Below are 20,502 nucleotides of genomic sequence, written 5' to 3' on the forward strand. Positions count from 1 at the left end.
GTGCGAGTAAAGGGGATGTGTCATACCGATACATTCCCTTTTTATGTTTTTTAATATCATAATTTTGTTTAAAAGGGCAAGTAAATCTATCCCGCGAGATGAATTATTTCGCCTTGCAGGACGGAGGAAGCGACACTCTTATGAAATCAAATCAATACATTTGGTACCCCTTCACCCGCTAACCCGCATAAATAGAAAGATATGAAAGGTGAAAGGGTCTCTTGCATAAACAGCATTTCTGCTGAATACATACTCTAATCGTTTTTCTCTACTGTGATAATTCATTTTGCCATATATCAAAAAACTTTTTCACTATAGTCAAAATGAGATGTTGCGTATTCGTCCGGATTAATGATACAGACGGGGACGTTTATTATTAAACCGATAACCTATACCGAGCATCAGGTAGTTGGGCTCATGGAAATCTTTCAGGTTATATCCTATGTGCAGAAAGGTGTCGCGGGTCATGTCAATTTTGAGAGCCAATATTTGGTAGAATGATTGAAGGTCGCCACCGCCATGCAGGATATTGGCGCCGAAACCTATGCCGACAGTGAAATAAGGCATCACCCATTCTCCACGTGCGGATACACCCAATGAAAGTTGCTTGCGAAGCGGGGGAATACCGAACGCGTCTTCCTCATTGCCGCCGTCGAGCGGGGTAATGTAATCTTTGGCGTAAATATTGGCGCTTGCATCATACACACCATCCAGAGATACTCCTGCGCGGAACTTATACCCGAAATTATACATAGGGGCAAAGCAGAATCCTGCTACGGCATATTTGTCGGGAGCCGGGACCTGTCCACCCGGTACATCGATAGCTTTCCTCCGCCACGAACCGAACAGTGTCAGGTCATAACTGACATGCCTGGGGGATGACGGAACCGGAATTTGTTGTGACGGTTGTAACGCTTTGTCTATATCCCGATTGAAATTATATACCACTCCGATTTTAAAATCTACCGTATTCAAACCGGTATTGGGATATTGGGTATTGCCGTTAGAGAAATGTACCGCCGCTACGCCGATATTGAGGTCGAACCGCGGAGACAGTATCCAGTTCAGATGAATTCCGGCATTGAGATATGCATTGACTTTGGTTCCTATAACGGTATTATTGGCGTTGGCGAGGTAATCGTATGGTTTCCAGCCGAAAGATGCGCCGAATCCCCATTCGTAATTAAGTGATAAGCGGGGAGTGAACCTGGCAATACGCGCGCCTTGAAAAGCGTAGAGGGCGACAGGCGTTCCCATCTCCCTGCGGTTGCCGAAATCGAAATAGCCTACTCCTATTCCCTGATAAGAACTTCCGTATACTCGGTCGGAGGCCGTACCCGGTTGCAGTTGGAATGAGTATTTCAGATGGGCTGAGTAGGCGGAACCCAGTCTTTTGCGCATATCATTTTCGCCCCGCAGGAAAGAGCTGGTGGGGAATATATATCCCGGTCGGCCTTCAATGCCGAGGCGGTGGATATAGCTATCTTGCGCGCATATATGGCCGGACAGGAACAGGATAATCATTAAGAGAAGCATCTCTCTTCCTGCCCGCATTCTACTACCCATGTGTCGTGGCGTTCTTCGTTAGTGATTGGATTCTTTTTGCAAAGCCCGATTCACGTGCAAATATAGTCCTTTTATCGTTTTATCTACATAAAAAGCTTATATTTGCAAAGTTAATAATTCATCATCTATGTTATTCAGGAAATTTATGACTGCAATCTTTGCAATCTCCGCACTTGCCGGACAGGCTCAGGAGAAACAGTTCAGACAGGTTTTTGAACCTATAACTCTAACCACTTATGCTACAATGTCTTATATTCCAAAATTTCAAATAGGTAACGAAACAGTAACGATTTTCAGACGTTGGGCTTGTCCAACTTTGACCGCTGTTTGTCTGCCTAACTTTCGGGTTCAAAGATAAGTCTTTCTTTTGAAATACGCAAATCATTGATAATAAATCTTCTGCGATTAGTGCAAGGTGCAAGCTATATATATAAATATATACTTGCACCTTGCACTAAAAATTTTGTCATTTAGCGAATTTGCTATAATTTTGTGTGAACTAATGATTTCAATAAATGAATGATTTAACATGAAACAATTTAATTTGCAATTTGCCAACCATTCGAAATTAGAACAGCTAAAGCTGTTCTTTTTGGAACATGGCACTTATATTGAACTCAAAAAGGGCGAACAGTTCTCTATTCAAGGTAAAATGAACTGCCGGGGGGCTTATATTGAAAACGGTTTATTGAGATATACCCGTGTGGATGAAAGAGGAAATATACATATAGTAGGATATACTTTCTCCGAAGAATTTGCAGGAAGTTTATGTACACTTATAGAACCTAATCAACCGTCATTAGTAACAATTGAAGCTGTTTGCGATTCAAAGATTTACTATCTACCGTATTCAAAGTTAGAGGATTTTTTTGCTACAAATGCCGAGACAGCACAAATAAAGTGCGCTCTTGTCGAACAATCCTACTCGTTAATGTATCATAGATTATTGGATATGTACTGTAAAACTACGGAAGAACTTTATCTTGATTTATTGAACAGATGTCCCGACATTCAAGAATATATTACGTTAAAAGAGATAGCCTCTTTCTTGCAAGTCACACCGGAAACTGTTAGTCGTATACGTTGCAAACTGAAGAAATAACTTATCCTTTAACATACTTTATATTAGGGTCTTGACAATTGTCAAGACCTTTTTTATTTATTCTTCCGTATTTTGCATTCACTATTTAATAATATTGATATGATACGTAAATTAACACAAGAAGAATATAACAATGCTGCCGATTTATCTTATCAAGTATGCATGGAAAGGAATGATTTCACCCAAGAAGGTATTGAAACCTTTAAAAGCTTCGTGTATGACACATCGTTGATGAATACGCTTGACATATATGGTGCTTTTGACAATCATCTATTGATAGGAATAATCGGTGTACATCGGGAAAGGCAACATATATCCCTCTTCTTTGTCTTGCCGCACTATCATCGGCGAGGAATAGGAACATTGTTATTTGACTATATGATGAGCAATTGTAATTTTACTTATATAACAGTTAATTCTTCAACCTATGCAGAAACTTTTTATACATCTTTAGGCTTCAAAAAAGTGGGTGAAAAAGAGATTAATAAAGGTATTGTTAGTATCCCTATGGAGAGAAACATATAATTATTGCCAATCATTTAAAAGAGATAAGATGAAAAAGAAAATTACTTTATGTATGGTGCTTTCCACATTTATTATTTGCGCCATGTTATGTCTGACAAATTGTAGTAACGACGATGCTCCTACTTCTGTCTTCACCCCCGAAGCCTTGAAGCAAACTACTTGGCAAGCGCAAATGACCGTGTACAATATCGAAGATGAGATAGACTACACAAAACAATCCATTCTTCAATTTACCAACGAATCAGAAGGCATTTATACAAGAACGAACGAAGAAGACGGATATATGTGGAACACAGATTTTACTTACCAAGTAAATGGAAAAATCATCACGTTCGACAACATAGCAGGTCCATGGACGGTGCTGGAATACACAGGAACACACCTCGTAATGGAAGCCTATAATCCCAATAAGATGGTGTGGACATTGGAGAAGATGTATTAACCTAAAAATAGCGGATATGAAGATTTCAACAATTCTCTTTTTCTGCCTACTAATGACAGCTTGTATGCAGACAAAATCTTTTCACCGGATAAACGGCTGGTACTACGTAACATCACAGACTACAGACAGCCTTTCACTAACACCTTTCCTTACTGTTAAGGATTTCGATACTTTACGTTTGGAAACTGATGCTTTTGGACACTCGGTCATTACCGGTGTCTTCCTCCAAAATAAATCGCCTATATGGAGAGAAGCCACAAAAAAGAGTATAGGAAAGCGTATCGCTTTCGTTTTCAATGACACAGTGATAACTGCCCCTCTGATTAATATCCCCTTAGAAAGCGGACATTTCCAAATTTCCAATCCGCATGGATATGATTTGGAACGTATCTTTAAGGAGTTACAAAAAGAGAAGAAATAGAATAAGGTTATTCAATAAAATGAAAGAAGATTTTGATAAACTCCTATCGGAAATAGATGTAGAGATTGCTAAAATCGACCTCTACGGCAATGATATTATCGAAACCTCTCTTTCAATAGTACGTCACTTACAAAGTATCATCACTGGGTTAAGAAATGAATTGCAAACCTACACTTTCCCCACACAAGAGGATGAAATACGCTTTTTCAAAGTTCAAAAACCGGAACTATTGGGGCGGCTTCTCTATTTCCACAAAATATGTCGTATAGAAATGCAATGTCCTAATGGGAGTAACGAAGTTATCAGAAAGCATCTTATCGCAGAACTGGATAATCTGACCTATTTCTTCAATCGGAATTTGGACTTTTACCAGTATTATCGTTCACACTCTACCATGTATGATAAATACTACTTTGTACGAGGGAAGGCAGATATTCGGCTATGCGCTGATAGCGCACAATTCGATAAAGACCCGAATTTTTCAACAGGGTACGACTATACGGTAGCCAAGATATTAGCCAATGAAATGTTGCGTATTTACCTAAATCAGCGATTACAGTTATTAGAGAAAAAGCAACTGACAAACGATATAAAAATATCATTGTCGGACTTCAAACTGAAATGGACTGGCACAAAATCGGAAGCGATAGAATGGGGATATGGATTGTTTGCCGCTAAAACGCTGAATTATGGCAACGCTACAATAAAAGAGGTTATGGCATTTGTCGAAACTGCCTTTGACATAGAGCTGGGCGACTATTACCGAACATATCTTAGCCTTAAAAACCGGAAGAAAGACCGAACGGCTTTTTTCACATTCATAATGGAGCAACTGCAAAAGCGCATGGATGATGATTTGTAAATAAGTACTTTAGCTGATTGAAAAACTACCAAGTTACTACCAACGTGGTAGTTTTTCTTTTTATACAAATGGAGCACATGAATAGGAATAAAAACTATTTTTCACCCCTAAAATCACCCTGAAAAAAATTTCAACCAAGTTGGTAGAACCTTGTATTTTTTATCTTACAGAAAGATGCAATTTTGCGGCAAATCAATTAGTTACCATTATGGAAATAATAACATTCGAGTCCAAAGCCTATAAGGAACTGGACAACAAGATTACCGCTATTGCCGATTACATCTTCAATCATGCGGAAATGGCAAAGCAAAGTGAAGAAGATATGTGGGTGGACAGCTATGAGGTCTGCACGTTTCTGAAAATAAGCGAAAAGACCCTACAACGCCTGCGGGTGTCGGGTACTATCGCCTATTCCAACATCAGGGGACGCTATTTCTACAAGGTCAGCGAGATACGCCGGATGCTGGAAGAACGCCTGATAAGGAGCAACAAAGAGAACATCGACAACCTGATAACCAACCACCAACTGTATGCTAAGGAAAGAGGAAATCTTAGAAAGAACAAGTAACGGGCTGGCGATATTCAAACACTACCTGCCCGGAAACTGGCGCATAGGTCGCAACTTCCTTAACCCGCTGTACGAGGACAGCAAGGCTTCCTGCAACATCTACTTCGACCGCCGGAGCAGCATCTACAAGATGAAAGACTTCGGCAACGACAGTTACAGCGGCGACTGTTTCTTCCTCGTGGGGCAGTTAAAGGGGCTGGACTGCAACCGGGCGGCTGACTTCGTGGAGATACTGGAAATCATCGACCGGGATTTAGGCTTGGGGCTGGCTTCCGGCACTCCTGTTTCCATTCCTCCGGCAACCGTCCACCGGACAGTATCGGGCAAAACCGAAGAAACACCCGAAAAGCCCGTCAAGCCCTACCAGTTCCGGGAACAGAAGTTTCCGCTTGCCGAACTGGTGTACTGGCAACAGTACGGCATCACGCCAGAACTGCTGGAACGTTACAAGGTTTGCTCGCTCCGGGAGTACAACAGCGAAACGGCAGAGGGCAAACCGTACACCTACACTTCATCGGTGGCAGAACCCATGTACGGCTACAAGGGCAAACAGCATATCAAGCTGTACCGCCCGTTCTCCACGCCCCGCTTCCTCTATGGCGGCAGCTTCGGCGAAAACTACTGCTTCGGGCTGGAGCAACTGCCAGCAAAAGGCGACACGCTCTTTATCACGGGCGGCGAGAAAGACGTGCTTTCGCTGGCGGCACACGGTTTTCACGCTATCTGCTTCAACAGCGAAACGGTGACTATACCGCCCACGCTGGTATATCGGCTGACATTCCGATTCAAGCACATCGTCCTGCTCTTTGACATGGACAAGACAGGCAGGGAAAGTTCATGCAAGCAGGAAAAACTGTTGGAAGAATTTGGAGTGAAACGCCTGCTCCTGCCGCTTCCGGGTACGAAAGAGGAAAAGGACATTTCCGACTACTTCAAAGCCGGGAACACCCGTGAAGATTTCCTGAAACTGTTTATCGAATTTTTAGACAACCTGTATAGCGACACATTGATTATGCTAAAATCGTGCGAGATAGATTTCAACAACCCGCCCGCCAAAGCGCAAGAGATTATTTCGGCGGGTGATGTTCCGTTAGGAACACAAGGCAACCTGTTCGGCATCACCGGGGGCGAGGGAACGGGCAAGAGCAATTATGTAGCCGCAATCGTGGCGGGCTGCATCTGCCCGGCTGGTGCGGAAGTAGATACGCTGGGAATACAGATAACCGCCAACGGCAGGCACAAGGCGGTCTTGCTCTATGACACAGAACAGTCGGAAGTGCAACTGTTCAAGAATGTAAGCAACCTGCTGACACGAGCCAAACAGCCGGACAAACCCGATGAACTGAAAGCGTTCTGCCTGACGGGTATGTCACGCAAAGAACGCCTGAACGCCATTGTGCAGAGCATGGATAAGTTCTACTACCAGTACGGCGGCATCCAGTTGGTCGTCATTGACGGCATCGCTGACCTTGTAAAGAGTGCCAACGATGAAACGGAAAGTGTGGCGGTGATAGATGAACTCTATCGGCTGGCGGGCATCTATAACACGTGTATTCTTTGTGTGCTGCACTTCGTCCCTAACGGATTAAAGTTACGTGGGCATTTGGGTAGCGAACTGCAACGTAAGGCGGCTACAATCCTTTCGATAGAGAAAGACGATGAACCCACCCAGTCAGTCGTGAAAGCCCTGAAAGTAAGGGACGGAAGCCCGCTGGACGTGCCGTTGATGCTCTTTGCATGGGACAAGGAAACAGGGATGCACGTGTACAAGGGTGAGAAGCCCCGTAAGGAAAAGGAGAAGCGCAAGGAAAGAGAACTGGTGAATGTCGCACGGGACATCTTCGGGCGGCAGACACGCATTACCTACATAGACCTTTGCGAGCAGTTGCAGCAGGTCTTGGACATCAAGGAACGTACCGCAAAGAGCTATATCCGCTTCATGCGGGAAAGGGACATCATCACCAAAGACACGGCGAACCAAAGCTGTTTTGTCATCGGTTCATATAATCTTCAATGGAACACAAGCCGCCCGTAGGCGTATGGGTCTTGTGTAATTTTAGGTGCTTGTGTCCTGCCCTGTTGTGATAACACGGCAGGATTTCTACTATTTACAAGGTTATTCCAGTGATTTTTACTACTTTTGCAAAAGTAACATAAGAAAATAACGGCGATTGAACAGCCTCGGTTGTGATTTCGTCTTTATATATAACATATACGTTCGCCGAACGTCCCAAAGCGAAAACTGGCACTTTTCAAAATGAGGGGATATTCAGCGCAGGATATGCTATGTTTTATCATAGCGTGGTCTTGCCTGTTTCCTCATTTGGGTATGCCAGTACCTCGCTTTGAAGCAGTGTAAGGTCACGCTTCTTTTTTAGGATATTGGTGGACAGTTAAATGCGGATTATTAAACTGTTTAATACCTAACAAGATGAAACAAATTAAAGCGCACATCGCCGTATCTCTTGACGGGCATACAGCCACTTTAGACCAAGAACTGGATTGGTTACCCGATGAAGTAAAAACTATCATTGGCAAGCATTATATGGTTGTTGATAGCTTGCTAATGGGGGCGAACACCTATAACTACATCTTTGAACACTGGGGCGGGTGGCCGCACAAAAGCAAACGGTCTTTTGTGGTGTCACACTACGACACCAACGTAACACCAGACTGCGGCGTGGAGTTCCTGACCGAAGAACCGCTGCAAAGGATTTATGAGCTGAAACAGGAAACCGATATGCTGGTGGTGGGCGGCGGCAAACTGCTTACTTCGCTGATAAAAGCCGGATTGTTGGATAGCCTGACTATCTACACTGTCCCGGTCATGGTAGGCAAAGGCATCGGCTTTATCGGAGAAACCTTCGGCTCGCTGTGGAAGCTCTCGGAAAGCAGGGTGCTGGATAACGGGGTGGTCTGTTCGACCTACCTGTTTGGCGGGAGCGTATAAAAAATGCGCCCGGTTCCCACCGGGCGCAACCACTAAAATTTCAATTATTATAAGTCGTAAAACCTATTACAATGAAATTTCAGTGGCAAAGATAGGCTATTTCTTCGGTTTCGCTTTCTTTTCGGGGAATGAAAAGGTGACATTGAACTGTTCGTCCAGTACCAGCGAAGCATCGAAAGCCTTGCCGTTCTTGCCCTTGAAGCCCTTGATTAGCCCGGTCTTGCGTTTCGTCACCAGCTCGACAATTTGTTTGTCGGAAAGCTGCTTGTCGCACTTGTTGCGGAATATGGTAAGCGTACAGTCCACGTTGGAACACTTCGCCACTTTCGGGTAGAACAGGATGCGCCCATTATTGCATTTGGGGCAGGGACAGGTTTCACTGCCCGCAACAGATAATTGTACCGAAAGCAGTTCCGCCGTGATTTGCGCTGCGTACACCTCGATACCCTTTCGGAACGTGTCGGCATCCATGTTTCCCGCTTCTATCTTGGAAAGGGCGGTTTCCCACATACCCGTCATTTCGACATCGGCAATCTTCTTGTCCTTGACAATCCTGTAAACGGCAAGCCCCTTGTCGGTGGGTACAAGGTTCTTCTTCTCACGCACGATATACTGGCGGGCGAACAATGTTTCTATAATCGCCGCACGGGTGGCGGGTGTACCTATCCCGGCATCTTTCAAGCTGGCTTTCAGTTCGGCATCCTCCAGTTCCTTGCCTGCGTTTTCCATTGCAGCAAGCAGGCTGCTTTCCGTGTGCAGCGGTTTCGGCTTGGTCTGTTTCTCCAACAGTTCCACGTTGGAAATAGGCAGGTTTTCGCCCTTTTGGAGTGGCGGCAGGCTGGCGGTTTCTTCATCCTCTCCCGTTTCCTGCTCGCCGAACACGGCACGCCACCCAGCTTCTTTCATCACCGACCCTTTCACCGTGAAGTCAGTATCTCCGGCAGATAGCACAGCGGTGGTTACGTCTTTCACGCTCCTGCCCGAAAAGGCTTCCAGCATACGCCCGGCTACCAGTTCGTAAACCGCCCGTTCGTCTTTGGAGAGTTCACCGGGCAGGTTTTCAGTCACGATTAAGGCGTGGTGGTCGGTCACTTTGCCGTCATTCACACTACGGCGGTTCAGCGTTACGCCGTTCAATCCGGCGGCATATCCGGCAAAGCGGGGGTATTGCTCCAGCAGGGCGACACGTTCCGGCATTTCATCAAAAACGTCCTCCGGGATATAGCGGCTCCCGGTTCGGGGGTATGACATCACTTTCTTTTCGTACAGGCTTTGCGCTATGGAAAGGGTCTTGTCCGCCGAAAAGTTCAGTTTCGTGTTCGCTTCCTTTTGTAGCGTGGTAAGGTCATACAAAAGGGGCGGTTCTTGGCTGGTTTCTTTCCTTTCAACGGACTTCACCGCAAGCTGCCCGGCATCCTTTACCCGTTGCAGGGCGGCTATGGCTTCGGGTTGCTGCTCCCACTTGGCGGTAGATTGGGCGGTGAAACTGATTCTACCGCTGGCGGTATCGGCTTTGAGTTGCCAAAACTTGGTCGGGACAAAGTTCTTGTTTTCCAAATAGCGGTTGCATATCATCACGAGCGTGGGTGTCTGCACCCTACCCAGTGAGAACACGCCCTGCCCGGCTGCCACGCTCAACGCTTGGGTGGCGTTTATCCCTATCAGCCAGTCGGCTTCGCTGCGGGACTTGGCAGAAAGGTAGAGGTTATCGTAACGCTCTCCCGGCTGCAAGTTGTCCAGCCCCTCACGGATTGCCCTGTCGGTAAGGCTGCTTATCCACAGGCGTACAAAGGGCTTGGTACAGCCTAAATAGTTATAGATGTAACGGTGTATCAATTCGCCCTCACGTCCGGCATCGGTTGCTACAATAATCTTGTCGCACTGGTCGAATACCTCTTTAATCACTTTCAACTGTTTCAACACGCCGGGGGCTGCCTTGTAGCCTTTCTCGGCTTTCACCTGACGGGGGATTAGCTGGAAATCGGGCGGCAGTATGGGCAGGCTCTCCCGGCGGAAGTTCGCCACGCCGTAGGCTTCCGGCATGGCAAGCTGGATTAAGTGGCCGAACGCCCATGTCACCATATACCCATTGCCGGAAAGATAACCGTCATTCTTCTGTGTCGCTCCGATGATGCGGGCGATGTCTTTTGCCACGCTGGGCTTTTCTGCTATCAATGCAATCATAATTCTTTACTTTTTAAGGGTGGGTACTACATTTTCATTCCTTTGGACTTCTTGGGCTTGTCCGCTTTCAGGCTCTTGTCTTGCGCCTTGTCCTGCTTCTCTTTCTGCTTGGCGGTAGGCTTCTGCTGCCCCTGTTTCAACGGCTCTTTGCCCTGCTTGGTGGCTTCGTTGGTCTTGCCCTCTGTATTGACCGCTACCTGTGTCCGGCTCTCGGCAGCGGGGGTAACGTCTTTCGGCTGCACCTTGTCGGGGGATTTGCCCTGTGCGCCGGACTGCACATGACCGTTGAACTCAACGCCCTGCCCGTCCTTTAGCCCGGCTACTTGCTGCTGTCCCTGCTGTAAGAACTGGACGGCGGCACGGGGCAGGAACTCCAAGCCACGCTCCACTGCGCTGACCTGTAGATAGGCACTGCGCTTCGTGCCGTCCCTGAATTGCAGGTTTTCCATTTTGACCGCTTGCCCGGCTTCAAAGGCGGCTTTCTGTTCCGGGCTGACTTTCACGTTACAGATTGTATCGGGGCATTTCCATTTGTCTGCCCGCATGTATTCCAGTTCGTGCGTGTACCTGTCCCGGCTGACGAACACGGGGATTTGTTCGCCGCTTTTCGGGTCTTTGATTTGTGCGATGCCGCCCAAGTTGCCAGTACCCTGCAAGTTGCCCTGTTCCTGCTTGGTGAAGTCGTGTTCATGGAACGGGCGTTGCAACAGCTTTTCATCCTGCTGTACGCCATGCAGCTTGGGTACTACCGTACCGTCCTTTGCCTGATAGAAAGAGAGCTTGACATCGGTAGGTTTGAGGTAAAAGCCGCCTACCGTCCCCGAAACGGTGTAGATGTTGCGGGACTTGTAGCCACGCATCACCCGGTCGAAGTCTTTCGTGTTTTTCAGGGTGTCGGCGGTGATGCCGACTTTTTTCAGGTTCTCCCAGTCGATTTTTGCCGGGTCGAAGCGGTAGCCCTGCTTGAACTCGTGAAAGTCGGACTTCGGAACTCGAAGCATTTCTGTTCGTTTGCTGCCCTCCGGTGTCGGGTTGCGGTGATTGTCCTCGATTGCCCTTGCCTGTTGTTCCGCTTCGGAAGCCTTTACGCTGAACAGTTCCAGCCCGGAAGTGTCCTGAAACTTGCGGAAAAAATTGGAAATGAAGTTGCTGAACACATCGCTGTTCTTGTCCACCTGCATGAACTCGCCGCCATGCGTCGGCGATACGGTCTGCAAATTGCCGTCCTTGTCGAAGCTTTTAACAGCACTCACCTTGCCCTGCTGTTTATCCAAGACCAGCAGCACGTCTTTTTCCTGCCCCTCTGTGGGCGGGGTCATTCTGTTTGCCATAAATAATTGGAATTTTAGTGGTTACGGGAATAGTCCCACCCAAAGGTAGCGACTAAATATGCTATATTTGGATAGGCAGAAAGGAGTGTCCGCATTTGTCCTGCGCTGTCCCGATTTGTCCGGGTAGGATGAAAAAAGAAGCGATAAAACAGAAGCAGTCCATTACTTAATCCAAAGAAAAACATAACTTTGCAATCAGTTATCATACATACAGAATATGACAGAGAAAAACAATTCTATATTATCCCCCGAATATCTCAATTTCAAAAATGAGATAACCGCCCGTATCAGGTCTGCCCAGTATGAAGCATTAAAGGCTGTAAACAAGGAAATGATAGCCTTATACTGGGAAGTCGGTAAACGGATTACCGAGCAACAGACAGCATTAGGTTGGGGAAAATCCGTTGTGGAAAACCTTTCACGGGACATACAGAAAGAGTTTCCGGGGATAAAAGGATTTGGAGTTTCCAATATGTGGGACATGGCACGTTTTTATGCTGAATACCAGTCCAATGAAATTCTCCAACCATTAGTTGGAGAAATTAGCTGGTCGAAACATATAGTCATTCTGACGAAGTGCAAGGAAACACGACAACGGCAATTTTATATATTGGCTACCCAAAAATACGGTTGGACAAAAGACGTTCTTATCAATAAGATAGAAGCCAAAACTTACGAGAACTATTTACTTGGGCAAAGCAATTTTGACAATACCCTGCCTGATAAAATAAAGAACCAAGCTATACTTGCATTAAAAGATGAATATACATTTGACCTTGTAGGGCTTGCAGAGGAACATTCGGAATATGAACTGGAACAGGCTATTATTAAGAATATCCGTGCGTTCCTTATGGAGTTCGGTACTGATTTTTCATTCATAGGCAACCAATATCGGCTGGAAGTGGACGGAAAAGAATACTTCATAGACTTGCTGCTGTACAACAGACGTTTGCAAGCCATGATAGCCATAGAACTAAAAATCGGAGAGTTCCAGCCGGAGTATAAAGGCAAAATGGAATTCTATCTGAATATTTTGAATGATACGGTAAAACTACCACATGAAAATCCGGCTATCGGTATTATCATTTGCAAGTCCAAAAGCCGCATGATAGTGGAGTATGCTTTGAAAAGTTCCAATATGCCTATCGGGGTGGCAACCTACAGCCTTTCTTCTGAATTACCTGAAGCCTACAAAAAACTATTACCGACATCGGAAGAAATAGCCCAAAAGATAGAATTGCTGATAGAACGATAATAATAACAAAAGCCGTAGATTTGTGCTACGGCTTTTGTGTTCTTATACATTTTATATATAGCTATTCTTCCTCCCTAATCAAATGGCATAGCTCCGGGTCGTTCTTAATCCGGGTTATCTCGTCCTCGACAATCTGCCGGACTTCCTGCCGGATGCGGTCGTAGTTGGCTTGTATTTCCTCCTGCATCCGGTCGTTGCCGTCCTTGTCCGTGAAGTCGATTATCTGCGGCAACTTCACGTAACGGGCGGTTTCCCGCTTCACCTTTTCATTGTCCACCACGATTTCACAGTGGAAAATCTTCTGTTCTATCCGTTCATCGAAGTTGTCCGCCACAGCACCCACGAACATGCCTTGCGTGAGGTTGGATATTTTGCTGGCGGGTATCAGGCTGTCCATTTGGGTGCTTATTGAGGTGGATTTCTCCCGCTGGTTTATCGTCATGCTCTGCCGTTTCTGCAACACCTTTCCGAAACGCTCCGATAGGATTTTTGCCGTTTCGCCGACTACCTGACCGCTAAACACGTTACCCACAGTATTTTGTATCACCCGGCTTTCCTTGTCCCCGTAGTCACGGGTTAGCTGGCTGTAATCCTGAAAGCCCAGCAGAACCGCTACCTTGTTGCTTCGGGCGGTTGCAATCAGATTGTCAAGCCCACGAAAATATATGGTCGGTAGTTCATCTATTATCACCGAACTTTTAAGCTGCCCTTTCTTGTTTATCAGCTTCACGATACGGGAATTATACAGCCCCAGTGCCGCCGAATAGATGTTCTGACGGTCGGGGTTGTTGCCGACAACCAGTATTTTAGGCTCTTTGGGGTTATTAATGTCCAGTGAAAAATCATCGCCCGTCATTACCCAATACAGTGCTGGGCTTATCATCCTTGAAAGCGGAATTTTCGCACTCGCTATCTGCCCCTGCAACTGCTCTTGTGCATCTGATTCCCAAGCATCTACGAATGGGGAAAGGTAGTTTTCCAGTTCGGGATAGCTGCGCAAAATCGTGAACACATCGGCGTATTTCTTGTTCAATAATTCTATGGCATGGGGGAATGTGCAATACTTACCGCCCTGATAGATACGGAGATACCAAATTATAGCCGCCAAAAGGATAATCGGACTTTCCACGAAAAAGTCACCCTGCTTGCTTATCCAAGAGCGGTTTAAGTTGAGCATAATCGTGTAGCTGGCTTCGTAGGCATCCGCAATGTCCGACATGAAGCTGGCGTTTATCGGGTTACATCGGTGGCTCTTGCGTGGGTCGTCAAAATTGATAACGTAAAATTTCGGTTTCACCTTGTAACCGTCCAAGTGGCTAAGCAGATGATTGTAAGCGATTTCCGAAAGGTCAGGGAATTTGTAATCATAACAATAGAGTGCAAAACCTTTCTCGATTTGCTGTTTTATGTAATTATTTACCACCGCATACGACTTGCCACTGCCCGGCGTTCCCAATACAAGACTGGCACGGAACGGGTTTACAACATTTATCCAACCTTTATTCCACTTCTTGTTATAATAAAATCGAGTAGGCAAATTTACGGAGTATTCGTTTTCAATCAAGCGGGTTTCCTGTTGGAAACTTTCGTTCTCCATATTAAAGACATCATCCATAAGGTTGTTCTTCAACAGGCGGGACATCCACGTACCCGCCATGAGCATACAGACGTAACCCGCCGACAGCGTGGTGATGTAAAACACCGTACCTGCCGTGTGTGGCAGGGGAAGTTCCAGCAGCCACCAGTTCAGGAAGAACAGCATGATACCCACCACAAGGCTGCAATGTATCTTCGTCCATGTTATATTTTCCTCTTTCACGCCCTTAGTGCCGATACACGACAGGGCGAGGAACATCACGGAGAAAAGTTTCGTCCACAAGATAGAGGAGAACAGCCCGGTGGTACGCTGGAATTTCCACAGTATCTTGTCTATCACCTCAAAAGTTACTCCCCACTCTTTCAGGGTGGAGTAACAGAACCAGTACACGTTTATTCCCACGAATAGAATACTGACAGCCCGCATAAAGTCCATGACCCTTGCAAGCCCTCTTAAATCATCTTCTTGTTGCATGATTGTAATGTTTTTTGGTTATTCGATGCGCCTTGTGCGCTTCTTTTTCTTCTTCTTTCTCTTTTGGTTGGCGGTGTCCTGCGGCTCGTCACCACCGGATGAACCACCGCCCAACAGACCGCCGAGAGCACCCAGCACGGAAGCCACACCCGAAACGATGTCGGATTTCGGTGTGAAGCCCGGCTGTTCCTGATGCGTGGATTGTTCCCGTTGCGGTATTTCCACTTCGGGTTGGTGTATATATCCGGTTTCACCCGAAAAGCGTTCATTGAACACGTTCGCCGAATACTCCTTGCCCAATCGTGAACCGTTCAGCACCACCCGGCTGTCGTGGTCGATGAACGTAACGCCATAGATGCGCCCGCTGTCGTTCTGACGGAATACCACGTCAATGCCCTGTTTCTTTAGCTGCTGTTCCAGTTCCTTTCGGCTGCGGGTATTCCTCACGGCATCGGCTACAATTTTCCGGGTACGCTCTTTCAGTTTCCCGTTCTTGATTGCTTCGCCCGATTTCTCCATTCTGCGCTGTACCGCTTCATAGCCCACCGACTTGCCTATACGGGAAGCCTTTACCGGGTTGCCCACCTTTTCGCCCTTGTCATTGATAGCGGAATAGACAATGCCCTGATAGGGTTTGCCGTTTACCTCGCCCTTGACTTCCTCGGCACATATATTATAGGTGGCAAGCAAAGCCTTGTACTCACCGAACGACTGGAAGCGGTAGCCGTAGCAAGCCGCTTTCACGGCGTTGCCGATTTGGTACTTCACGTCCCCGGCGGTGTAGTCCACCTTTTTAAGTTCCGGGCGTTCGGCACGTTCCTTTCGCTCCGCCGGATGCAGGTTGTATTTCCGTTCCAGTTCACGGGTGATTTGCTTGCTGCGCCGATGCTCGAACTTGTCATTCAGCGGTCTGCCGTTTTCGTCCACCCGCAAGCCAACGATGTGGATATGGTGGCGGTCGATGTCCTCGTGTTTATAGACCAAATAAGGCTGGTCGCCATAGCCCAATTTCCGCATATACTCCCGTGCGATGTCAGAAAGTTGGCTGTCCGAAAGCACGTCTTCCGGGTGCGGGTTTATGGAAATATGCAGTATCGGCTTCTTGGTGGATAGCTGGACGGGCATCTGCATTTCAAAGCTGCGCATACACTCGCCGATGCTGAAATGCCCGTCCTCGCTTAACAGCATCCTGTTGGAGAAAAGCACCTTTGCTTCCTCGCTGTCCACTTTGTTTTGGTTGTATGCCAGTGCGCCGAACATATTGCCGCCTATGCTTATTTTGGCAACCATAGTTCCTTGCACTCGTTTGTCAGGTCGATAACCTGACGGTTCAACATAGCCAGTTCGGTAGTCGCTTTCTCCAGTTTATAGAGAAAAGCCAGTGCCTTTTTCTCCGAAAAGTTGCTGTGCAACGCCTTTACAATTTGGTTGTAATTGACCGCAACCGCCCGGAATTGTGCATAAAATTCGGTCAAGCGGGCGCAATATTCTACTGCCGACTTGTCCACTTTCACCACCCGGAACGGCTCACCGAACAGCCGTGCGGCGATGAAACGGGACTTGCTCGTAACGCCCGACTGCTCCCACTGCGAGAGGAAGCGGGCGTTCTCCCGGTCATTCAGGTAAAGGACATGGCGGTGCTTCGCTGGGTCTGCGAGGGCGGGGCGACCGCCCTTGTTGGGTTTCCTTGTTTCCATACTTCTTTGAATTAAAAAATTACGACTTCGGAGTGATTTTTATCCCCGCAAGGGGCAAGGCGTTTTCAGGCACGGAAAACGGTTTTGTAGCATACAAAACACACCTTGCTATTTTCTGACGAAAATCGAAATCCGTCATGGACGGATTGGGGTTAGCGTGAAGCGGTAAGCCCAGCCATTCACCAGCCCGGTTTTACACCTGCGCCCCCTGCGGTTCGTTACTCCGCTGCAAAGTAACGGTGATTTATAATGCTGTAAAATAGGTGGTTGGTGGACAAAGCGGGACAGCGCAGGACAAATCGGGACAAGGTTTTCAGGGGACGTTTTTTCTCCCTTTTTTTGCATCGGATTTCAAGATTGAAAGCAAGATTGAAAGAAATATTCCAATCAGGAAAGAATGATTGAAAGCATGATTGCAATAAAACGTGATTGCAGGATTTCAATATTTCAAGAAAGAATGAAAGCAGGAAAACAAGATTGAAATAAAACAATCTTTCAATATTTCAATATTTCAAGATTGCAATATGGAATGAATGATTGAAAGCAATAAATAAATCTATCAACCAATAATGAACGGAAGCAATATGGAAAACGAGAAAACACCCCTTTATGTCGCCTTTTCCACCCAAAAGGGCGGGGTCGGCAAAACCACCTTTACCGTGCTGGCGGCGAGTTACCTCTACTACCTCAAAGGCTACGATGTGGCGGTGGTCGATTGCGACTATCCCCAACACTCCATTGCCGGGATGCGAAAGCGGGATGCCGAGCAGGTCGGGGCGGATGAAGATTACAAGCGCATGGCGTATGAACAGTTCACCCGGCTGGGGAAGAAAGCCTACCCGGTGCTGTGCAGTTCGCCCGAAAAGGCGATAGTCACGGCTGACGAATATGTTGCCACTGCCGGACACGTGCCGGATATAGTGTTTTTCGACCTGCCCGGCACGGTGAACAGCGAGGGTGTTATCAACTCCCTTGCGGGCATGGACTATATCTTCACCCCGATTTCAGCCGATAAAGTGGTGCTGGAAAGCAGCCTGTCGTTCGCAATGGCTATCCAAAAGCTATTAGTGAAGAATGAAGCCTGCCGCCTTGCCGGGCTGTACCTCTTTTGGAACATGGTGGACGGGCGGGAGAAAACAGACCTTTACACAGCCTACGACAAAACCATTAAGGAACTGGAACTGCCGCTGATGAAAACCTTTATCCCCGACACCAAACGCTACAAAAAGGAACTGGTAGCGGATAAGAAAGCGGTGTTCCGCTCCACGCTCTTTCCCGCCAGCCGCCCGCTGGTCAGGGGAAGCAACTTGGAAGAACTGATAACAGAAATAGTGTATTACATCAAATTACAATGATATGGCAAAGCAAAGCGGCGGTATGCCGAAGATAGACGAGGATTTCATGAAAGAGCTTATCTCGCAAGGTGTCCCCAGTAAACAAGATAATAATAAGACGAATGATGTACCGCAAGAAACACAAACAGAAACGGTGCAAGTAGAGAAACCGACACCCCGCAGGCGCAAGGGCGGTTCGGGCGACTACCGGGAAACCTATTTTCAGAAAGTGGAACTGGCAGACCGACAGCCCTTGTACGTGAGCCGTACCACGCACGAGAAGCTGATGCGTATCGTGACAGTGATAGGCGGGCGCAAGGTGACGGTAAGCAGCTACGTGGAAAACATTCTGCTGCGGCACTTCGAGCAGTACCAAGACGAGATAAACACCCTGTACGAAAGCCACTTCCAAAAGCCTGTCTGACTATGATAATCTATTGCATACTTACCGGGCTTTTGGTGTACTATATCGCCCTATGGCTGTGGTATCGCTACACGGACAGCCGGACATCAACGGGCAGAACGGATGATGCGCCACTCCCACGAAACGGGGTTTCGGGCTACACGCTGATAGGTGAAAGCCGATACAAGGGCGGACTAATCGGGACAGCGCAGGACAAATCGGGACACCTCCAGCAAGCGGCTGAAAATGATACTATTTTTGCGCCGCAGGCTGACGGACAGCCGGAAGAAAACATTCCGGAAGCAGTAGCCGAAGCGGAAGAAACGCCCGGTTACGAGAATGACGAACCCGACTACGAGGACGAGGAAATAGCCGGGTACATGGACGGTGACGATGATACCGGGCGGGCTACGGGCGTGAGCTTTGACGAACTGGGCGAAGCGGTACGCACGGCGAACGCCGACAACCCCACCGAAGCGGAGAAACGGCAAGCCGCCGGGACACTGGCAAGCATTGAGGGGACGAACCTCTACGATGCGGTGGTGGAGAACATCAACGGCGGGCTGGCAAGGGTGGCGGAACTGCTGGGACGCAACGAAGCGGAACTGGCTACGGCTGCTGTCCCTGCCGGAACTGGCGATACAAGCGAGGAACACGAAGCGTTCGACATGAACGATTTCCTATAATATAATAATGTATAAGCCTGACAGCATGAAACAACGGGATTACGGTTGATTGGCAACCTGAAAACCAAACAGACAAACGGGACTATCCCCGACCACTAAAATTTCAAATTATTCACCAGCCGGGAAAGGCGGACTATCCACCCGCCGCCCGGCATTAAAAACAAATCACAATGAGAAAGAAAATCTTCTTGTCGGCGGCTATACTTGCCGCCGTGGTAAGTGCCTACGCACAAGGAAACGGGCAGGCGGGCATCACCGAAGCCACGAACCTAATCACCGGGTATTTTGACCCCGGAACAAAACTGGTGTACGCAATCGGGGCGGTTTGCGGCTTGATTGGCGGGGTAAAAGTATATAACAAGTTTTCAAGCGGCGACCCCGACACCTCAAAGACCGCCGCCAGTTGGTTCGGGGCGTGCATCTTCCTGATTGTCGCCGCCACTATCCTGCGTTCGTTCTTCCTCTAAAAAGGCGGCTATGTCTGACGAGTTGTTGAGGGCTAAGCCCGAAAAATATCCGGTAAACAGGGGTATCGGGAAGCCGGTGGAGTTCAAGGGGCTGAAAAGCCAGTACCTCTTTATCTTTTGCGGCGGCTTGCTCGCTGTCTTCGTGGTGTTCATCGTCCTGTTCATGGCAGGCGTGAACCAGTGGATATGTATCGGTTTCATCGTGTCGGCTTCGCTGCTGCTCGTGTGGCAGACGTTCCGGCTCAACGCCAAGTACGGCACGCACGGGCTGATGAAAGCCGCCGCACGCAAAAGACACCCACGCTTCATTATCAGCCGAAAGGCGATACCCCGATTATTCACCTACAAAAAAAGAAAGGAAGAAAGACTATGAGGAATATGTTAAAGGCTACCACGCTGGAAAGGAAATTTCCCCTTTTGGCGGTGGAGAACGGCTGCATCATATCAAAGGATGCAGACATCACGGTGGCTTTCAGGGTGGAACTGCCCGAACTGTTCACCGTCACCAGTGCCGAGTACGAAGCCATACATTCGGCGTGGTACAAGGCGGTCAAGGTGCTACCCGACTACTCCATAGTACACAAGCAGGACTTCTTCATCAAGGAGAACTACCAGCCCGACACCGAAAGGGACGAGCT

The 20,502-nt window shown here is 47.5% G+C and carries 21 protein-coding genes; 15 read left to right on the forward strand and 6 right to left on the reverse strand.

The window, feature by feature from the left end; all coding sequences use genetic code 11:
• Positions 1 to 348: 348 nt before the first annotated feature.
• Positions 349 to 1,566, reverse strand: coding sequence for an acyloxyacyl hydrolase (locus I2F54_RS15680; protein ID WP_195501803.1), 1,218 nt, complete (start codon positions 1,564 to 1,566; stop codon positions 349 to 351).
• A gap of 529 nt (positions 1,567 to 2,095) precedes the next feature.
• Here I2F54_RS15680 and I2F54_RS15685 point away from each other — a divergent pair.
• From I2F54_RS15685 to I2F54_RS15720, 8 genes are all read left to right on the forward strand, one after another.
• Positions 2,096 to 2,668, forward strand: coding sequence for a Crp/Fnr family transcriptional regulator (locus tag I2F54_RS15685; RefSeq protein ID WP_004294810.1), 573 nt, complete (start codon positions 2,096 to 2,098; stop codon positions 2,666 to 2,668).
• 99 nt (positions 2,669 to 2,767) lie between these two features.
• Positions 2,768 to 3,193: a GNAT family N-acetyltransferase gene (locus I2F54_RS15690; RefSeq protein WP_004294811.1), complete on the forward strand. Its 426-nt coding sequence runs from the start codon at positions 2,768 to 2,770 to the stop codon at positions 3,191 to 3,193.
• A gap of 28 nt (positions 3,194 to 3,221) precedes the next feature.
• The gene (locus tag I2F54_RS15695; protein ID WP_004294812.1) at positions 3,222 to 3,635 is read left to right on the forward strand and encodes a hypothetical protein; all 414 of its coding nucleotides are present in this window, start codon (positions 3,222 to 3,224) and stop codon (positions 3,633 to 3,635) included.
• A gap of 16 nt (positions 3,636 to 3,651) precedes the next feature.
• Positions 3,652 to 4,056, forward strand: a complete 405-nt coding sequence (locus tag I2F54_RS15700) for a SecDF P1 head subdomain-containing protein (protein ID WP_004308741.1) — start codon at positions 3,652 to 3,654, stop codon at positions 4,054 to 4,056.
• Between the two features lie 19 nt (positions 4,057 to 4,075).
• Positions 4,076 to 4,918, forward strand: a complete 843-nt coding sequence (locus I2F54_RS15705; RefSeq protein ID WP_004308742.1) for an RteC domain-containing protein — start codon at positions 4,076 to 4,078, stop codon at positions 4,916 to 4,918.
• Positions 4,919 to 5,126: 208 nt separating this feature from the next.
• Positions 5,127 to 5,486 (forward strand): helix-turn-helix domain-containing protein, encoded by a 360-nt coding sequence (locus tag I2F54_RS15710; RefSeq protein WP_004294815.1) that lies wholly within the window; start codon positions 5,127 to 5,129, stop codon positions 5,484 to 5,486.
• Complete coding sequence (locus I2F54_RS15715; RefSeq protein WP_005680387.1) at positions 5,449 to 7,521, forward strand: bifunctional DNA primase/helicase; 2,073 nt, start codon at positions 5,449 to 5,451, stop codon at positions 7,519 to 7,521. Before I2F54_RS15710 ends, I2F54_RS15715 begins: the two co-directional genes overlap by 38 nt.
• A 396-nt stretch (positions 7,522 to 7,917) precedes the next feature.
• Positions 7,918 to 8,436 (forward strand): dihydrofolate reductase family protein, encoded by a 519-nt coding sequence (locus I2F54_RS15720; protein ID WP_004308744.1) that lies wholly within the window; start codon positions 7,918 to 7,920, stop codon positions 8,434 to 8,436.
• Between the two features lie 96 nt (positions 8,437 to 8,532).
• On the opposite strand, the gene I2F54_RS15725 is transcribed toward I2F54_RS15720, so the two are convergent.
• Together I2F54_RS15725 and I2F54_RS15730 are read right to left on the reverse strand one after the other, a co-directional pair.
• Positions 8,533 to 10,620: a type IA DNA topoisomerase gene (locus tag I2F54_RS15725; RefSeq protein ID WP_004308745.1), complete on the reverse strand. Its 2,088-nt coding sequence runs from the start codon at positions 10,618 to 10,620 to the stop codon at positions 8,533 to 8,535.
• Positions 10,621 to 10,646: 26 nt separating this feature from the next.
• Entirely contained in the window at positions 10,647 to 11,951 is a 1,305-nt protein-coding gene (locus tag I2F54_RS15730) for a DUF4099 domain-containing protein (RefSeq protein ID WP_005680386.1), read from the reverse strand.
• Positions 11,952 to 12,168: 217 nt separating this feature from the next.
• Here I2F54_RS15730 and I2F54_RS15735 point away from each other — a divergent pair, with 217 nt between their 5' ends.
• A complete protein-coding gene (locus I2F54_RS15735; protein ID WP_004308747.1) occupies positions 12,169 to 13,206 on the forward strand; it encodes a PDDEXK nuclease domain-containing protein in 1,038 nt (345 codons plus the stop codon).
• 61 nt (positions 13,207 to 13,267) lie between these two features.
• Here I2F54_RS15735 and mobC read toward each other — a convergent pair whose 3' ends face one another.
• Genes mobC through mobA form a run of 3 tightly spaced genes read right to left on the reverse strand, consistent with a single transcriptional unit; the run spans position 13,268 to position 16,974 of the window.
• Positions 13,268 to 15,277, reverse strand: coding sequence for a conjugal transfer protein MobC (gene mobC, locus I2F54_RS15740; RefSeq protein WP_004308748.1), 2,010 nt, complete (start codon positions 15,275 to 15,277; stop codon positions 13,268 to 13,270).
• Between the two features lie 18 nt (positions 15,278 to 15,295).
• Positions 15,296 to 16,567 carry a conjugal transfer protein MobB gene (mobB, locus tag I2F54_RS15745; RefSeq protein ID WP_195501805.1) on the reverse strand — a complete coding sequence of 424 codons (1,272 nt, stop codon included), beginning with the start codon at positions 16,565 to 16,567 and terminating at the stop codon, positions 15,296 to 15,298.
• On the reverse strand, positions 16,552 to 16,974 hold the full coding sequence (gene mobA, locus I2F54_RS15750) for a conjugal transfer protein MobA (RefSeq protein WP_004308750.1): 423 nt from the start codon (positions 16,972 to 16,974) through the stop codon (positions 16,552 to 16,554). Before mobA ends, mobB begins: the two co-directional genes overlap by 16 nt.
• A gap of 569 nt (positions 16,975 to 17,543) precedes the next feature.
• On the opposite strand from mobA, the gene I2F54_RS15755 reads away from it, so the two are divergent.
• The 6 genes from I2F54_RS15755 to I2F54_RS16340 all read left to right on the forward strand — a co-directional run.
• A complete protein-coding gene (locus I2F54_RS15755; protein WP_149949048.1) occupies positions 17,544 to 18,329 on the forward strand; it encodes a ParA family protein in 786 nt (261 codons plus the stop codon).
• Between the two features lies 1 nt (position 18,330).
• Positions 18,331 to 18,732, forward strand: a complete 402-nt coding sequence (locus I2F54_RS15760) for a DUF3408 domain-containing protein (protein WP_008648474.1) — start codon at positions 18,331 to 18,333, stop codon at positions 18,730 to 18,732.
• Positions 18,733 to 18,734: 2 nt separating this feature from the next.
• Positions 18,735 to 19,397: a hypothetical protein gene (locus tag I2F54_RS15765; RefSeq protein WP_149886796.1), complete on the forward strand. Its 663-nt coding sequence runs from the start codon at positions 18,735 to 18,737 to the stop codon at positions 19,395 to 19,397.
• Positions 19,398 to 19,567: 170 nt separating this feature from the next.
• Positions 19,568 to 19,864 carry a DUF4134 domain-containing protein gene (locus I2F54_RS15770; RefSeq protein ID WP_004308755.1) on the forward strand — a complete coding sequence of 99 codons (297 nt, stop codon included), beginning with the start codon at positions 19,568 to 19,570 and terminating at the stop codon, positions 19,862 to 19,864.
• Positions 19,865 to 19,874: 10 nt separating this feature from the next.
• Entirely contained in the window at positions 19,875 to 20,237 is a 363-nt protein-coding gene (locus I2F54_RS15775) for a DUF4133 domain-containing protein (protein WP_149886795.1), read from the forward strand.
• Positions 20,234 to 20,502, forward strand: a 269-nt coding sequence (locus tag I2F54_RS16340; protein ID WP_195501807.1) for a DUF3875 domain-containing protein, incomplete at its 3' end; no start/stop codon positions are given. The genes I2F54_RS15775 and I2F54_RS16340, both read left to right, overlap by 4 nt.

Source organism: Bacteroides clarus, from assembly GCF_015555825.1.
In the GTDB taxonomy this organism is placed as follows: domain Bacteria; phylum Bacteroidota; class Bacteroidia; order Bacteroidales; family Bacteroidaceae; genus Bacteroides; species Bacteroides clarus.

Coding starts and splice junctions, on each gene's coding strand:
- I2F54_RS15680 (WP_195501803.1), bottom strand. CDS start 1,566: ATGGGTAGTAGAATGCGGGCAGGAAGAGAGATGCTTCTCTTAATGATT.
- I2F54_RS15685 (WP_004294810.1), top strand. CDS start 2,096: ATGAAACAATTTAATTTGCAATTTGCCAACCATTCGAAATTAGAACAG.
- I2F54_RS15690 (WP_004294811.1), top strand. CDS start 2,768: ATGATACGTAAATTAACACAAGAAGAATATAACAATGCTGCCGATTTA.
- I2F54_RS15695 (WP_004294812.1), top strand. CDS start 3,222: ATGAAAAAGAAAATTACTTTATGTATGGTGCTTTCCACATTTATTATT.
- I2F54_RS15700 (WP_004308741.1), top strand. CDS start 3,652: ATGAAGATTTCAACAATTCTCTTTTTCTGCCTACTAATGACAGCTTGT.
- I2F54_RS15705 (WP_004308742.1), top strand. CDS start 4,076: ATGAAAGAAGATTTTGATAAACTCCTATCGGAAATAGATGTAGAGATT.
- I2F54_RS15710 (WP_004294815.1), top strand. CDS start 5,127: ATGGAAATAATAACATTCGAGTCCAAAGCCTATAAGGAACTGGACAAC.
- I2F54_RS15715 (WP_005680387.1), top strand. CDS start 5,449: ATGCTAAGGAAAGAGGAAATCTTAGAAAGAACAAGTAACGGGCTGGCG.
- I2F54_RS15720 (WP_004308744.1), top strand. CDS start 7,918: ATGAAACAAATTAAAGCGCACATCGCCGTATCTCTTGACGGGCATACA.
- I2F54_RS15725 (WP_004308745.1), bottom strand. CDS start 10,620: ATGATTGCATTGATAGCAGAAAAGCCCAGCGTGGCAAAAGACATCGCC.
- I2F54_RS15730 (WP_005680386.1), bottom strand. CDS start 11,951: ATGGCAAACAGAATGACCCCGCCCACAGAGGGGCAGGAAAAAGACGTG.
- I2F54_RS15735 (WP_004308747.1), top strand. CDS start 12,169: ATGACAGAGAAAAACAATTCTATATTATCCCCCGAATATCTCAATTTC.
- mobC (WP_004308748.1), bottom strand. CDS start 15,277: ATGCAACAAGAAGATGATTTAAGAGGGCTTGCAAGGGTCATGGACTTT.
- mobB (WP_195501805.1), bottom strand. CDS start 16,567: ATGGTTGCCAAAATAAGCATAGGCGGCAATATGTTCGGCGCACTGGCA.
- mobA (WP_004308750.1), bottom strand. CDS start 16,974: ATGGAAACAAGGAAACCCAACAAGGGCGGTCGCCCCGCCCTCGCAGAC.
- I2F54_RS15755 (WP_149949048.1), top strand. CDS start 17,544: ATGAACGGAAGCAATATGGAAAACGAGAAAACACCCCTTTATGTCGCC.
- I2F54_RS15760 (WP_008648474.1), top strand. CDS start 18,331: ATGGCAAAGCAAAGCGGCGGTATGCCGAAGATAGACGAGGATTTCATG.
- I2F54_RS15765 (WP_149886796.1), top strand. CDS start 18,735: ATGATAATCTATTGCATACTTACCGGGCTTTTGGTGTACTATATCGCC.
- I2F54_RS15770 (WP_004308755.1), top strand. CDS start 19,568: ATGAGAAAGAAAATCTTCTTGTCGGCGGCTATACTTGCCGCCGTGGTA.
- I2F54_RS15775 (WP_149886795.1), top strand. CDS start 19,875: ATGTCTGACGAGTTGTTGAGGGCTAAGCCCGAAAAATATCCGGTAAAC.